Source organism: Bradyrhizobium sp. USDA 3311 (assembly GCF_054062495.1).
The window spans coordinates 4,277,566-4,292,973 of sequence record NZ_JBSSFI010000001.1 but is presented as its reverse complement, the minus strand read 5'-3'; the positions used below and the strand labels follow the sequence as shown (position 1 = coordinate 4,292,973).

General features: G+C 65.9%; 11 protein-coding genes and 1 pseudogene. 10 read left to right on the top strand and 2 right to left on the bottom strand.

Annotation, left to right across the window (positions count from 1 at the left end):
* From ACVWW6_RS20300 to ACVWW6_RS20285, 4 genes and pseudogenes are all read left to right on the top strand, one after another.
* On the top strand, nt 1-927 hold the full coding sequence (locus tag ACVWW6_RS20300; RefSeq protein ID WP_011088891.1) for an ABC transporter permease: 927 nt from the start codon (nt 1-3) through the stop codon (nt 925-927).
* A gap of 25 nt (nt 928-952) precedes the next feature.
* A pseudogene (gene biuH, locus ACVWW6_RS20295) lies at nt 953-1,634 on the top strand (biuret amidohydrolase).
* On the top strand, nt 1,631-3,163 hold the full coding sequence (locus ACVWW6_RS20290; protein WP_456681318.1) for an ABC transporter ATP-binding protein: 1,533 nt from the start codon (nt 1,631-1,633) through the stop codon (nt 3,161-3,163). The pseudogene biuH and the gene ACVWW6_RS20290 overlap by 4 nt, the downstream one beginning before the upstream one ends.
* A gap of 13 nt (nt 3,164-3,176) precedes the next feature.
* Nucleotides 3,177-3,656 (top strand): nucleoside deaminase, encoded by a 480-nt coding sequence (locus tag ACVWW6_RS20285; RefSeq protein ID WP_097532428.1) that lies wholly within the window; start codon nt 3,177-3,179, stop codon nt 3,654-3,656.
* 195 nt (nt 3,657-3,851) lie between these two features.
* On the opposite strand, the gene ACVWW6_RS20280 is transcribed toward ACVWW6_RS20285, so the two are convergent.
* Entirely contained in the window at nt 3,852-4,958 is a 1,107-nt protein-coding gene (locus ACVWW6_RS20280; protein ID WP_097532429.1) for a hypothetical protein, read from the bottom strand.
* Between the two features lie 583 nt (nt 4,959-5,541).
* Here ACVWW6_RS20280 and ACVWW6_RS20275 point away from each other — a divergent pair.
* The 4 genes from ACVWW6_RS20275 (at nt 5,542) to ACVWW6_RS20260 (ending at nt 10,247) form a co-directional block, all read left to right on the top strand.
* Nucleotides 5,542-7,113: an ABC transporter ATP-binding protein gene (locus ACVWW6_RS20275; protein ID WP_028174406.1), complete on the top strand. Its 1,572-nt coding sequence runs from the start codon at nt 5,542-5,544 to the stop codon at nt 7,111-7,113.
* Nucleotides 7,097-8,188 carry an ABC transporter permease gene (locus ACVWW6_RS20270; protein ID WP_028174405.1) on the top strand — a complete coding sequence of 364 codons (1,092 nt, stop codon included), beginning with the start codon at nt 7,097-7,099 and terminating at the stop codon, nt 8,186-8,188. The genes ACVWW6_RS20275 and ACVWW6_RS20270 overlap by 17 nt, the downstream gene beginning before the upstream one ends.
* The gene (locus ACVWW6_RS20265) at nt 8,175-9,092 is read left to right on the top strand and encodes an ABC transporter permease (protein WP_456681317.1); all 918 of its coding nucleotides are present in this window, start codon (nt 8,175-8,177) and stop codon (nt 9,090-9,092) included. The genes ACVWW6_RS20270 and ACVWW6_RS20265 overlap by 14 nt, the downstream gene beginning before the upstream one ends.
* A gap of 78 nt (nt 9,093-9,170) precedes the next feature.
* A complete protein-coding gene (locus tag ACVWW6_RS20260; RefSeq protein ID WP_456681316.1) occupies nt 9,171-10,247 on the top strand; it encodes a BMP family ABC transporter substrate-binding protein in 1,077 nt (358 codons plus the stop codon).
* 95 nt (nt 10,248-10,342) lie between these two features.
* Here the strand turns inward: ACVWW6_RS20260 and ACVWW6_RS20255 are convergent, their stop codons facing one another.
* Nucleotides 10,343-11,692: an 8-oxoguanine deaminase gene (locus ACVWW6_RS20255; protein WP_456681315.1), complete on the bottom strand. Its 1,350-nt coding sequence runs from the start codon at nt 11,690-11,692 to the stop codon at nt 10,343-10,345.
* Nucleotides 11,693-11,845: 153 nt separating this feature from the next.
* Here ACVWW6_RS20255 and ACVWW6_RS20250 point away from each other — a divergent pair, with 153 nt between their 5' ends.
* Entirely contained in the window at nt 11,846-12,673 is an 828-nt protein-coding gene (locus ACVWW6_RS20250; RefSeq protein ID WP_456681314.1) for an FAD binding domain-containing protein, read from the top strand.
* Nucleotides 12,670-15,393, top strand: a complete 2,724-nt coding sequence (locus ACVWW6_RS20245; RefSeq protein ID WP_456681313.1) for a molybdopterin-dependent oxidoreductase — start codon at nt 12,670-12,672, stop codon at nt 15,391-15,393. The genes ACVWW6_RS20250 and ACVWW6_RS20245 overlap by 4 nt, the downstream gene beginning before the upstream one ends.
* The last annotated feature ends 15 nt before the right edge of the window (nt 15,394-15,408 follow it).

Sequence of the window (15,408 nt, the reverse complement as noted above, 5' to 3'; positions counted from 1 at the left end):
ATGGCAGACGGATCGATCGGACTCTGGACCGTCCCGCTCGCCGTGCTCGGCGGAGCCATTCGCGTCTCCACGCCGTTCCTGTTCGTGAGCCTGGGCGAATGCATCACGGAGCGCTCAGGCCGCATCAATCTCGGCCTCGAAGGCACGCTGGTGATGGGCGCGATGAGCGCCTACGGCATCTCCTATCTCTCGGGATCACCATGGTTGGGTGTGCTCGCCGCCGGCATCACCGGGGCGCTTCTCGGCGCACTGCATGCCGGCATCTGCTCGCTGCCGCGCGTCAACGACGTCGCGGTCGGCATCGCCCTGATGCTGTTCGGCACCGGGCTTGCCTTCTATCTCGGCAAGCCGCTGATCGAGCCCACCGCACCGCGGTTGCCCGCGATCGATTTCGGCTGGTGGAGCGACATCCCGCAGGTCCGCGCGGCGCTACGCGTCAATGTCCTGTTCCTGATCGGCGTCGCGCTCGCGCCGATCCTTTACTGGGCCTTCCGGACCACACGTTGGGGCCTTCTCATTCGCACCGCCGGCGAAAGCTCTGACGCTGCACGCGCCATGGGCCATTCCGTGCTGCTGATCCGCCTGCGTGCCACCATGGTCGGCGGCTTCCTCGCCGGCATCGGCGGCTCGTTCCTGTCGCTGTTCTATCCCGGAAGCTGGAACGAGGGCCTGTCCTCCGGGCAGGGCATCACCGCGGTCGCGCTTGTCATCTTCGCGCGCTGGGATCCCCTGCTCTGCCTGTGGGCCTCGCTCGCCTTTGGCGGCGCCGCGGCGCTGGGACCGGCACTGCAATCGGTCGGCGTCACCTCAGGCTATCACCTCTTCAACGCCGCGCCCTACATCCTGACGCTGGCGATCATGATCATCACCTGCTCGCCCAAACGCACGCTGACCGGCGCGCCCGCCGAACTCTCGATCACACGGTAACACGCGACACGCAACGAGGTCGTCCATGCCCGAGCGCTACATCAAGTCCGAGCCCTATGCCTGGCCTTATAACGGTGACCTCCGTCCCGAGAACACGGCGCTGATCATCATCGACATGCAGACCGATTTCTGCGGCGTCGGCGGCTACGTCGACAAGATGGGCTATGACCTCTCGCTGACGCGGGCGCCGATCGAGCCGATCAAGAAGCTGCTCGCGGCGATGCGCGCCCAAGGCTTTCACATCATCCATACCCGCGAGGGCCATCGTCCCGATCTCTCCGACCTGCCCGCCAACAAGCGCTGGCGCTCGCGGCAGATCGGCGCCGGCATTGGCGACCCCGGACCCTGCGGACGTATCCTGGTGCGCGGCGAGCCCGGCTGGGACATCATCGAGGAGCTTAGCCCCCTGCCGGGCGAGCCCATCATCGACAAGCCTGGCAAGGGCTCGTTCTGCGCCACCGACCTGGAGTTGATCCTGCGCGTGCGCGGCATCGAGAACATCGTGCTGACGGGCATCACCACCGACGTCTGTGTCCACACCACCATGCGCGAGGCCAACGACCGCGGCTTCGTGTGTCCTGCTGCACGATTGCTGCGGCGCCACGGACAAGAGCAATCACGATCATGCGCTGAAGATGATCAAGATGCAGGGCGGCGTATTCGGCGCGGTCTCGACCTCCGAGGCCTTCATAGGAGCGATTTCGTGATCATCGGCGAAACGCCTCCGCCCTCAGGCGCGTTCGGCGTCGACGCCATCGCCATGACCATGCGCTTCGGCGATTTCCTGGCGCTCGACAATGTCGAGCTGAAGGTGCGGCCGGGGTCATTCCATGCGCTGCTCGGCGAGAATGGCGCCGGCAAGTCGACGCTCGTCAAGTGCATCATGGGCTATTACCACGCAACCGAGGGCGACATCATCGTCGGCGGCCGCGAGCAGGCGATCGCCAACCCGAAAGACGCTCACGCCCTCGGCCTCGGAATGGTCTACCAGCACTTCACGCTGGTGCCGGCCATGACGGTCGCCGAAAACCTCGTTCTGGCACGTGACAATGTGCCGGCCGTGGTGGACTGGTCGAAGGAGATGAAGCAGCTCGAGGCCTTTCTGGCGCGGATGCCCTTTAAGGTGCCGCTCTCCGCAAGAGTCTCCGACATCTCGGCCGGCGAACGGCAGAAATGCGAGATCCTGAAACAGCTCTATCTGAAGCGCCGCTTCCTGATCCTGGACGAGCCCACCTCGGTGCTGACGCCGGCGGAGGCGGACGAGGTGCTCGGCATGCTCCGCGACATGGTCGTCAAAGGCGAGCTGACGATCCTGATGATCACGCACAAGTTCCGCGAGGTCATGGCCTTTGCCGACGAGGTCACGATCCTGCGCCGCGGCAAGCTCGCCGGAGCCGGCAAGGTTGCCGAGCTGACGCCGGACGCGATGGCGCGCACCATGATCGGCGCCGAGGAGCTGACCGTGCAGCCGCCGCGCACCGGCGAAGCCGGCCAGGCGCGGCTGGAGCTGGAAAAAATTCGCGCGCTCGACGACGCAGGCGCCATTGCCGTCCATGACGTTTCCCTCACCGTGCGCGCCGGCGAGATCGTCGGCATCGCCGGCGTCTCCGGCAACGGCCAGCGCCAGCTCGTCGAGGTGCTGGCCGGCCAGCGCGAGGCCGAGAGCGGCGAGGTCCGCGTCGCCGGCGATCCCTATCACGCCAGCCGCGAGGAAATGCGGCGCCACAAGATGTCGCTGCTGCCCGAGGAGCCGCTGAAGAACGCCTGTGTCGGCGGCATGAGCGTCGCCGACAACATCGCCTTCCGCGAGTTCGACCGGGCGCCGTTCGCCAGCGGCGGCTGGTGGCTCAATCGCAGCGCCTTCCGCAACGACGCCAGGAAGAAGATCGGGCAGTACAAGATCAAGACCCGCACGCCCGATACGCCGATCTCGGCGCTCTCAGGCGGCAATGTCCAGCGCGCCGTGCTGGCCCGCGAGCTCGGCGGCGACGTCGAGGTGTTGATTGCCGCCAATCCCTGCTTCGGTCTCGACTTCGCGGCGGTGGCGCAGATCCACGCGGAGATCATGGCGGCGCGCAACCGCGGCGCGGCGGTGCTGCTCGTCAGCGAAGACCTCGATGAACTGCTCGAACTGTCCGATCGCCTCGTGGTAATGTTCCACGGCGAGTTCGTGTATGAAGCACGAACCAGCGAGGCCGATCTCACCGTGGTCGGCCGGCACATGGCGGGACACTGACTGCGGAGGACCGATGGACGGCGCACGCGACGAGCACTTTCTGCGTCTGTCCTTTGCGGTCGCCCGCCGTTCCCTCACCCATGGCAACCATCCCTTCGGCTGCGTCGTCGTCGATGCGGACGGCAAGGTGCTGATCGAAACCGAGAACGGCTACATGCCCGATTGCGACGGCACTGCGCATGCCGAGCGCCTCGCGGCAACGCAGGCCTGCCGCACGCTCAGCCGCGAGGTGCTGGCAAAGGCCACGCTCTATTCCTCGGCAGAACCGTGTGCGATGTGCGCCGGGGCGATCTACTGGGCCGGCATCGGCCGCGTCGTCTACGGCCTCAGCGAGCACCGCCTGCGCGGCGTCACCGGCAACCACCCGGAGAACCCGACCCTCGATCTGCCCTGCCGCACGGTCTTTGCCGGTGGCCAGCGACCGACGGAAGTCGTCGGGCCGCTGCTGGAGGACGAGGCCGAGGTGCTGCACGACGGCGTGTGGACGAAGTAGCCGCCACCACAAACTCGGAAGCGTAGGGTGGGCAAAGGCGCTCTTGCGCCGTGCCCACCATTTGAATGCAATCGAAGCAGAAGTGGTGGGCACGCTTCGCTTTGCCCGCCCTACGGCAGCGTCTTCCCGTAAATACCAATGGCGCCGCACGGGTCATGCGCGGCGCCATCGTTGTAGCTTGGAGTCTTCAGCCGATTAGAACTTCACAGTGATGCCACCGTAGACCGTCGATTCGGTGCAGCTCTTGGTGCTCTGGCCGGTCGCGGCGACCGTGCAGACACCCGCCATGGCGTTGTGGTCGAGACCGAACTTGTTCTGCCAGTAGCGGTAGGCAACCCAGAGGTCGACGAAGTGCGAGTACTTGTCACCCCAGACCGCCTTCGAGGCATCGAAGGTCAGGCGGATCGGTTCGCTGTTCAGCTCGGTCTTCGACTTGGTGCTGAAGATGCCGGTGCCAGACAGCGCGGGAAGGCCGTTCGAGTCGCCCTTCGGTCCGTACCAGCCGGCGCGGCCGCTGATCGACCAGAATTGCATGTTGGGCGGCAGGAAGCCGAGGTCCATGTAGTAGTTGATCTCGACGGCCCAGGTCGGGTTGTAGCTGACATTGCCGTCCGAGTTACACGTCACGCCCGCAACGCCCGGTCCGAACAGGCCGCACTGGGTGAAGGCGTTGTGGTTCGAGAACTCCCAGTACATCAACGGAGCGACGTTGATGTAGCCCTTGTAGGGAAGGTCGAAGGCGAACTGGAGACCGGCGACGACGTCGCGCTTGGCGGGCGCGAGGAAGGTGTTCTCGGTGTTGGCGTCCATGCCGACTTCGAACGAGATGTTGTGCAGCGGCCCCATGGTGAAGGCCTTGGTGTTGAAGATCTCGTTCCAGCCGAAGGTCGAGCGGAACAGGCCATAGATCTCGGTCGCACCCGCGCAGTCGCTGGCGGTGCCGCCGATGTTCACGCCGGGCGCGACGCAAGGGCTGGCGGGGTCATTGTGACCCGACTTGAACATCGAGATGGTGAAGAAGTTGGTGCCGTAGGCCCAGAGGTCGAAGTGGGTGAAGGAGTAGACCTGCTTGGCTGTGGTGCCGTTGATGCTGCCGTCGGGGCGAACACTCCACATGCCGGGGTCGGTGCCCTTGGGCATCCAGGAGAACGTGACGCGGTTGTCGATCACCAGGAAGAACGGGAGGTCGGCCGGCTTCTTGGCAGCCTTGACCGGCAGATCCGCCGCCTGGGCCAGGCCAGAGGTAGCGAGCGTAGCAAGTGACAGCGCGGCGGCTGCAATTGCCTTGAAACGAAACGACATCCTGAATACCCCCAAGTTTGGACACGTAAAAATGAACGTCCCTTGGGTGCGACACTTGCGCCGATCTCCCGGGGTGAGAAGCCTCAACTTTTTTCAAGGCATGCCGCTTGTTTCGGCAGCCGGTGGCTCTTCTCCGCGGAGTTTTGAGGATTCTTGTGCGCTCCCACCTGCCTGCACGCGGCAAGGCAAGGCGGCCCATTGCCGGACATTCCCGTTTGATTTTGTTTGCTTTTCATGTCGGAGCGAAAGGACAGACATGATGATCGGCGGCCGTCGTCACGTCGGCCTGCAAATGCATACGCGCGGTGGCGCGACTTTGCTCAACTTCACGTCAAGCCTGCACAGCCGGTTCCGATTTGGCTTGAACCGTCACAAATTTGCAACAGACGTCACGCGCAAGCCGCGCCCGCAAGGACAGTCCTGAGCCGCTGGAGCACGATCCGCGCACGGCGAGAGCGGCGACTCGCCGTCATCAACCGCCTGCCGAAGCGTTGAGCAAGGGATGACGCTTTTTCACACCTTACGCGGCGGTTCAAACTAGCTCACTATTGAGGCACTTCACCCCATGCAAGCGCATCAGCGAATGTTAGATCCGACGCCTAACGGCCTGCATTCCGGCGAGTCCCCGCTGCTTCAGACGCTCGGGCTCACCAAGCGCTATGGGGATTTCCTCGCCAACGACTCCATCGACATCGATATCTGGCCGAAGGAAATCCACGCGCTGCTGGGCGAGAACGGCGCCGGCAAATCCACGCTCGTCAAGGCGATCTACGGGCTGATCCAACCCAGCGCCGGCGAGATTCGCTGGCAGGGCGAACGAATCGTGCTGTCGGGCCCGTCGGAAGCTCGCAGCCGCGGCATCGGCATGGTGTTCCAGCATTTCTCGCTGTTCGACAACCTCACCGTTGCCGAGAACGTCGCGCTCGGCCTCGATGGGAAAGAATCCTTCAAGGACATGTCGGCGCGGCTGGAGCAGGTGTCGAAGACCTATGGACTGCCGCTCGACCCCAGACGCGAGGTCTGGCAATTGTCGGTCGGCGAGCGCCAGCGCATCGAGATCGTCCGTGCGCTGATGCAGGATCCGAAATTCCTGATCCTGGACGAGCCCACCGCCGTCCTGACGCCGCAGGAGGCCGACCAGCTCTTCATCGTGCTGGAGCGGCTGAGGGCCGAAGGCCGCGCCATCCTCTACATCAGCCACAAGCTGGAGGAGGTGAAGCGCCTCTGCGACACCGCCACGATCCTGCGCGGCGGCAAGAAAGTAGACACCTGCAATCCCCGGCTCGAGACCGCCGCCTCGCTCGCGCGCATGATGGTCGGCGGCGAGATCAAGGAGGTCAAAGCGCCCGCCGGCCGCAAGACCACCGTGCCGCGGCTCGTCGTCAACGACCTCTCGCTCGCGCCGAGCGAAGCGCACGGCGTTCGGCTGGAGCACATCTCGTTCGAGCTGAAGGGCGGCGAGATTCTCGGCATCGCCGGCGTCGCCGGCAACGGCCAGGACGAGCTGTTCGCCGCGCTCTCCGGCGAGCGCCTGTCCAAGGACCCCGGCACGGTGGTGATCGAAGGCATCGCCGCCGGGCATCTGTCGATCACGCACCGGCGCAAGCTGGGTGCCGCTTTCGTTCCCGAGGAGCGGCTCGGCCACGGCACCGCACCGCGCATGAAGCTGTCGGAGAACGCGCTGCTGACCGGGCACGCCGCCAGCGGCATGGTCCATCGCGGCTTCATCGACACCGCCGCGACGCTGAAGACCGTCGATCGCGCGACCGAAACCTTCGACGTGCGCAAGGCCAAGCGCGATCCGGAGGCTGCGAGCCTTTCCGGCGGCAATCTGCAGAAGTTCATCGTGGGACGCGAGATCCTGCGCAATCCGGCGGTGCTGGTGGTCAGCCAGCCGACCTGGGGCGTCGACGCCGGCGCCGCCGCGGTGATCCGCCAGGCGCTGCTCGATCTCGCAACCGCGGGCGCGGCCGTGCTGGTGACCAGCCAGGACCTCGACGAGCTCGCCGAGATCGCCGACCGCATCGCCGTGATGTTCCACGGCCACCTGTCGGCGCCGCTCGCAACAAGCGAAGCGACCCGCGAAAAACTCGGCCTTTTGATGGGCGGCAGCAGCCTGGAGCCGAAGGAGGCCGCGCATGCAGTTGGTGCTTGAGAAGCGCGCCGAGCGCTCCAACACGATCGCGCTGGTCTCGCCGCTGATCGCGATCGGCCTGACGATCGTCACCATGACCATCCTGTTCGCGATCCTCGGCAAGAATCCGCTCCTCGCCCTGCATGCCTATTTCATCGCGCCACTGACCGACGGCTATTCGCTCCAGGAGATCGCGGTGAAGGCGACGCCGCTGGTGATGATCGCGATCGGCCTGTCGCTCTGTTATCTCGCCAATGCCTGGAACATCGGCGCCGAGGGGCAATTCCTGATCGGCGCGGTCGCCGGAAGCTGGATCGCGGTGAAGACGCAAGGTACTGACGCCGGGGCCTGGGTATTGCCGGCCATGCTCGTGCTCGCAGCCGCTGCAGGCGCGCTCTATGCGCTGATCCCGGCGATCTGCAAGGTGAAGTTCGGCGCCAGTGAAATCCTGACCAGCCTGATGCTGGTCTATGTCGCCGACCTCTTCCTTGATTATCTCGTGCGCGGCCCCTGGCGCGATCCGCACGGCTTCAACTTCCCGACCACCGCCGAATTCGATCCGGTGGCGACGGTGCCGCTGCTGATCGAAGGCGGCCGGCTGCATCTCGGCTCGATCATCGCCCTGCTCGTCGTTGCGGCGGCAGCGATCCTGCTCGGACGAACCATCAAGGGTTTCGAGATTCGCGTAGTCGGCGCAGCGCCCCGCGCGGCGCGGTTCGGCGGATTCAACGCCGACCAGCTGATCATCCTGACCTTCGCGGTTTCCGGCGCGCTCGCGGGCCTTGCCGGCATCATTGAGGTCGCGGGTCCCGTCGGGCATCTCCAGCCCGGCATCTCGCCAGGCTACGGTTTTACGGCGATCATCGTCGCCTTCCTCGGCCGGCTGAACCCGCTTGGAATATTAATTGCAGGTCTTTTTCTCGCACTGACCTTTATCGGCGGCGAGCAGGCGCAGATCGCGATGAAGATCCCGTTGGATGTCACCAAGGTGTTTCAGGGCATTCTGTTGTTCTACGTGCTCGCCTGCGACTCCCTCATCCTCTACCGCTTCAAGCTGGTGTTCCCGAACCGACAGGTGGCCCGTGGAACTGGTTGAAGCCATCATCCTTGCGGTGCTCGCCGCCTCGACGCCGCTCCTGATCGCGGCGACCGGCGAGCTCGTGACCGAGCGCTCCGGCGTGCTCAATCTCGGCGTCGAGGGAATGATGATCGTCGGCGCGGCCTGCGGCTTTGCCGGCGCCTGGCTGACCGGCTCGATTCTGGTCGGCGCGCTGTTCGGCATCGTCGCGGGCACGCTGATGTCGCTGATCTTCGCGCTGATGGCGCTCGGGCTGGCCGTCAACCAGGTCGCAACGGGCCTCGCGCTGACCATTCTCGGCATCGGGCTCTCCGGCCTGATCGGCGCCGGCTTCGTCGGCGAGCGCATCACGCCGGCTGCGCATCTCGCCCTTCCCGGCCTCACCGACATTCCGCTGGTCGGCCGCGTGCTGTTCGGCGAGGACGCCTTCGTCTATTTCTCCATCGCGCTGATCATCGGCGTCTGGTGGTTCCTGTACCGCACGCGGGCGGGCTTGATCCTGCGCGCCTGCGGCGACAATCACGTCTCGGCGCACGCGCTCGGCTATCCCGTGCTGCGCATCCGCACCTTCGCCGTGATGTTCGGCGGCGCCTGCGCCGGCCTTGCCGGCGCCTATCTGCCGCTCGCCTATACGCCGTTCTTCATTCCGGGCATGACCGCGGGTCGCGGCTGGATCGCGCTGGCGCTGGTGGTGTTCTCGTCCTGGCGGCCGGGCCGGCTCGTGGTCGGTGCTTATCTGTTCGGCGCGGTGACCATCCTGCAACTGCACGCGCAGGGCTGGGGCGTCGGCATTCCCTCGCAATTCATGTCGGCGCTGCCTTACCTCGCGACCGTCATCGTCCTGGTCCTGTTGTCCCGCGCGCGCACCGGCGGCTCGACCGCGCCGGCCGCGCTCGGCACCGTGTTCGTGCCTGACCGCTGAGTTTTCATTTCCGCGGCGGGCGCGATGGGGCGCGCACGCTGCGGATCGTGGCTTTCCCCGACTATCTGGAGATTGATGATGAGAAAATCACTTCTTGCGCTGGCTGCCGGGCTTCTGCTTGCCGGAAGCGTCAGTGCCGCCTCCGCCGCCGACAAGCTGAAAGTCGGCTTCATTTACCTCGGCCCGGTGGGCGACCTCGGCTGGACCTACCAGCACGAACAGGGACGCCTGGCGCTGGTGAAGGAATTGGGCGACAAGATCGAGACCACCACGCTCGAGAACGTCCCTGAAGGTCCCGACGCCGAGCGCGCCATCGAGCAACTCGTCCGCGCCGGCAACAAGCTGATCTTCACCACCTCGTTCGGCTACATGGACCCGACGCTGAAGGTCGCCAAGAAGTATCCGAACGTGCATTTCGAGCACGCCACCGGCTACAAGCGCGACAAGAACATGTCGACCTATTCGGCCAAATGGTACCAGGGCCGCTACATCCAGGGCCTGATCGCGGCCAAGATGTCGAAGTCGGGCGTGCTCGGCTATATCGGCTCGTTCCCGATTCCCGAGGTCGTCTCCGGCATCAACGCGACGATCCTCGCGGCGCAGACCATCAATCCGAACATCAAGGTCAAGATCATCTGGGCCAACACCTGGTTCGACCCGGGCAAGGAAGCCGACGCCGCCAAGGCGCTGATCGACCAGGGCGCCGACGTGATCATGCAGCACACGGACTCGCCGGCGGCAATGCAGATCGCCAGCGAACGCGGCAAGCTCGCCTTCGGTCAGGATTCCGAGATGATCAAGTTCGGGCCCAAGACCCAGCTGACCTCGATCCTCGATACCTGGGGCCCCTACTACATCGAGCGCGTCAAGGCCGAGTTGGCCGGCAGCTGGAAGTCCGAGGACACCTGGGGCGGCCTGGACAGCCACATGTTCGCGATGGCGCCCTACACCAACATGCCCGACGACGTGAAGAAGATGGCCGAGGATGCCCAGGCCGCGATCACCGCCGGCAAGCTGCATCCGTTCAAATGCCCGATCGTTGGGCAGGACGGCAAGGAGGTCGAGTGCAAGGGCGGCGCCAATCTCGCTGACGGCCAGATCCTTGGCATGAATTTCTACGTCAAGGGCATCGACGACAAGCTGCCGGGCAAGTAGCACGCTTCTTGCATTGCCTGGACCACCTGCTCCTCCCGGAGGAGGTTCGGAGGGGGTAGCCACAAGCACCCGGCACTTGTGGTTGCCCCCTCTTTCTATCCCGCCTGCATCGCCCGCGCCGCGGAACTGTGGCGGCGGATGAGATCGGCGACATCCAGTCCCGGAATCGCGCCGTCGATCACGGCCCATTGTCCTGCCACCATGACCCGGTCGGCCCGGTATGCCCCGCACAGCACCAGCGCGGCCAGGGGATCGCCATGGCCGGAGAAACGCAGTTCGTCGAGCCTGAACAGCGCCAGATCAGCTGCCTTGCCCACGGCAATCTCGCCGAGTTCCGGCCGGCCGACACAGGCCGCCGAGCCCTTGGTCGCCCAGCGCAGGGCATCCTTGTGGCTGACCTTCGTCACCCCGTAGCGCGCCCGTTGCAGGAGGAACGCGGCCCGCACCTCCTGCATCAGATTCGACCCGTCGTTCGAGGCCGAGCCGTCGACGCCGATGCCGATCCCGACACCGGCATCCTCCATCTCGCAGACCGGACAGCAGCCGGACGCCAGAAGCTGGTTGCTACAGGCGCAGTGGCTGATGGTCGTCCTGGCCTTGCCGAGCCGCTTGATCTCGTCGGCGTTGAAAAAGATGCCATGGGCGAGCCAGGTCCGCGTATTGAGCCAGCCGCATTGCTCGAGATAGTCGAGTGGACGGCAGCCATACATCTGCTGGCAGAATTTGTTCTCGTCCTCGGTCTCGGCGAGATGGGTGTGCAGGCGCACGTCGAGCTTGTCGGCGAGATCGGCGGTGGCGCGCATCAGCGACGTCGTCACCGAGAATGGCGAGCACGGCGCCAGCGCGATTTGCACCATCGCGTCCGCCCCGCGCTGGTGATGCTTGGCGACCACGCGCGCGCTGTCGGCGAGAATGGTGTCCTCGTCCTGCACGACGCTGTCGGGCGGCAGCCCGCCGTCGCGCTGCGACAGGTTCATCGACCCGCGCGTGAGCAGCACGCGCACGCCGAGCCGTTTTGCGACTCCGACCTCGATATCGACGGACTCCTCGAGCCCCGCCGGGAACACGTAGTGATGATCGGTCGTGGTGGTGCAGCCCGACAGCAGCAGCTCGGACATCGCCACGGTCACACCGAGCTCCAGCGATTCCGGCGTCATCCTCGCCCACACCGGATAGAGCGCCTGGAGCCAGGGAAACAGCTCGCGGTCCATCGCCGCCGGCAGCGCCCGCGTCAGCGTCTGGTAGAAGTGATGATGGGTGTTGATAAGGCCCGGCAGCACGACGTGTTCGCTCGCGTCGAACACCGCGACATCCGCGGTCGCAGGCACGCCGCCGGCCGGCACGAGCTCGACGATCCGGCCATCCTTCGCCACGATCCCGCGCCCGGCGCCGTCGGCGAGGATGGCCAGGGGGTCCCTGATCCAGATCGGCTTTGCGTCGCTCATGATCCTGTTTCTCCCCACATCCGCTGACGGCAGACCTGCAAGGCGGAGGCCTGCCTAATCGCGTTCCCGCTGCGACTTCTTGTTGCGACTTGGCTCTGGTCTTGCAAGACTTTCTCTCGGTACAAATCACTCGATGCAAGCGCTGACGCAGCCATGGACTTGAATACCATCACAGCCGTAGCCCATCCGCAAACGCGCGCGCAGCTGCCCGTTTGGACGCCAGGTGATGCTTGGCTCGCAGGCGGCACCTGGCTGTTCTCGGAGCCACAAGCGCAGCTGACGCGGCTGATCGATCTCGCCGATCTGAAATGGCCGGCGCTGACGATCGCCGAGAGCCATCTCGGCATCGCCGCCACTTGCACCGTCGCGCAGATCGACGGACTCGCCTGCCCGCCCGACTGGCTCGCAGCGCCGCTGATCAACCAGTGCTGCCGCGCGTTCCTCGCTTCGTTCAAGATCTGGAAGACCGCGACCGTCGGCGGCAATCTCTGCATGTCGCTGCCGGCGGGACCGATGATCTCGCTCACATCCGCGCTCGACGGCGTCTGCACGATCTGGAAGGCCGGCGGCGGCGAACAGAAGATTCCCGTGATCGACTTCGTCACCGGCAACCAGCGCAACCGCCTGACGCCGGGAGACCTGCTGCGGCAGATCGATATCCCGATTGCCGCGCTGAAGCGCCGCACGGCGTTTCGCCAGATCTCGCTCGCCCCGGTCGGCCGCTCGGCGGCACTCCTGATCGGTAGCCTCGATAGCGACGGCACGCTGGCGCTGACAGTCACCGCATCGACGGTGCGGCCGATCCGCCTCACCTTTCACAAAGCCCCGGACGCGAGCGCGGTTCGCGACGCGATCGTGCAGCAGATCACCGATGACCTCTACCACACCGACATCCACGGCAAGCCGCTCTGGCGCAAGCACATGACGTTGCGGCTCGCCGAAGAGATTCGCGGCGAACTCCTGGGGGCAACGCCGTCATGAGCTTCGAGATCAACGGCAAGACGTTTCCGCAGGAGCCGCGCGCCGGCCAGTGCCTCCGCACGTTCCTGCGCGAGCTCGGTCATTTCGGCGTCAAGAAGGGCTGCGACGCCGGCGATTGCGGCGCCTGCACCGTGCTGCTCGACGGCGAGCCGGTGCACAGCTGCCTGATCCCGGCGTTCCGCGCCGAGGGGCGCACTGTGACCACGATCGAGGGCCTCGGCGGCGAGCACGGCGCGCATCCGATGCAGCAGGCCTTCCTCGATGCGCAGGGCTTTCAATGCGGCTTCTGCACCGCCGGCATGATCCTGACCTGCGCCTCGCTGAACCAGGCGCAGCGCACCGATCTCGGCGCCGCGCTGAAAGGCAATATCTGCCGCTGCACCGGCTATCGCGCGATCGAGGACGCGCTGCTCGGCAAGATCAACGTCGAGGAGAGCGTCGAGGCCGGCGCCGCCTTCGGCCGCAGCCTTCCGGCGCCAGCAGGTCCCGATGTCGTGCGCGGCAAGGCACGCTACACGTTCGACACGCAGATTGACGGCCTGCTGAACATCAAGCTGCTGCGCTCGCCTCACGCGCACGCCAGAATCACCGCGATCGACAAGTCTGCGGCGCTCAGCGTTCCCGGCGTGCATGCGGTGCTGACGCATGAGGACGCGCCATCGGTGCTGATCTCGACCGCGCGGCACGAGAAGGACTGGATGGACCCCGAGGACACCCGCATCCTCGACGACGTCGTGCGCTTCATCGGCCAGAAGGTCGCGGCGGTCGTCGCCGAAAGCGAAGGCGCCGCCGAGGAAGCCTGCCGGAGGCTCAAGGTCACTTACGAGGTCCTGCCTGCGCTGATCGATCCAGAGCAGGCGATGGCGCCCGGCGCGCCCATCATTCATCCCGACCGCACCACCGAGAACCGCGTCGCCGACGCCAGGCGCAACCTTGCGGCTGAGACCCATGGCGAGTTCGGCGATGTCGCAGCAGCACTCGCCACATCCGCCGTCACCTACGAAGCCACCTTCCACAGCCATCGCGTGCAGCACGCCGCGCTGGAGACCCATGGCGGCCTCGCCTGGCTCGACGCCTCCGGTGTGCTTAACGTCCGCACCTCGACGCAGGTGCCGTTCCTGACCCGGCGCGCGCTGTCGGACATCTTCCAGCTGCCCATGGACAAGGTCCGCGTGTTCTGCGAGCGCGTCGGCGGCGGCTTTGGCGGCAAGCAGGAGATGTTCGTCGAGGATATCCTTGCGCTCGCCGCGCTGAAGACCGGACGCCCCGTGAAGCTGGAGCTCACCCGCGAGGAGCAGTTCATCGCGACGTCGACGCGGCATCCGATGCGGGTCCACATCAAGGCCGGTGCCGATGCCGACGGCAAGCTCACCGCACTCCAGCTCGACGTGCTCTCCAACACCGGCGCCTACGGCAATCACGCCGGCCCGGTGATGTTCCACTCGCTGTCCGAGTCCATCGCCGTCTACAATTGTCCGAACAAGCGGGTCGACGGCTACGCCGTCTACACCAACACGGTGCCATCGGGTGCGTTTCGCGGCTATGGCCTGCCGCAGACGCTGATCGCGATCGAGGCCGCAATCGACGAGCTGGCCGGGCAGCTCGGCATCAGCCCCTACGACATGCGCCGGCGCAACATCGTCAAGCCAGGCGACCCCATGCTGTCGCCGCCGCCATCCGAATTTCACGACGTGCTCTATGGCTCCTACGGGCTCGACCAGTGCCTCGATCTCGTCGAGCGCGCGATGCAGGCGGATGGCCCGCGGCCGGAGCTGTCGCCGGAATGGCTGATCGGCGATGGCATCGCGCTGACCATGATCGACACCGTGCCGCCCGCCGGCCACATCGCGGACGCCATGATCGCGCTCAACGACGACGGCGGCTTCGATCTCACCGTCGGCACCGCCGAGTTCGGCAACGGCACCAGCACGGTCCACCGCCAGATCGCGGCGACGACGCTGGCGACCACCGTCGACAGGATTCGCCTGCGCCAGTCCGACACCGCCCATGGCGGCCACGACACCGGCGCCTATGGCAGCGCGGGCACCTTCGTCGCCGGCAAGGCGACGCATGCAGCCGCCATGCAGCTTGCCACGGACTTGAGGGCGGCCGCGGCCGGCGCCTGGCTTTGCGATGTCGGAAGCTGCGCGCTCGAGGACGAGTTCGTCGTGAGCGGCGTCAGGCGCATGTCCTTTGTGGAGCTTGCGAAGCTTGCGCGCGAACGCGGCCAGCCGCTCGCAGCACAAGGCAATTCCGGCGGCACGCCGCGCTCGGTCGGCTTCAACGTGCAGGGCTTTCGCGTGGCGGTGAACAAGGGCACCGGCGAGCTCAAGATTCTCAGAAGCGTGCAGGCCGCCGACGCCGGCGTCGTCGCCAATCCCATGCAGTGCCGCGGCCAGGTCGAGGGCGGCGTCGCGCAGGCGCTTGGTGCTGCGCTCTACGAGGAGATGGTGATCGACGCGGACGGCCGCGTCACCAACGCCAAGTTCCGCGACTACCACCTGCCCTCCTTCGCGGACGTGCCGCGCACCGAAGTCTTCTTCGCCGAGACCTCCGACACCATCGGCCCCTTGGGCGCGAAGTCGATGAGCGAGAGTCCGTACAATCCGGTCGCCGCGGCGCTCGGCAACGCGATTGCAGACGCCACCGGCATCCGCTTCACGGCGCCGCCGTTCAAGCCGGACCGGCTGTTTCCGGCGCTGCACGATAAATTTGGTTAGGCCTATTTTGGGGGA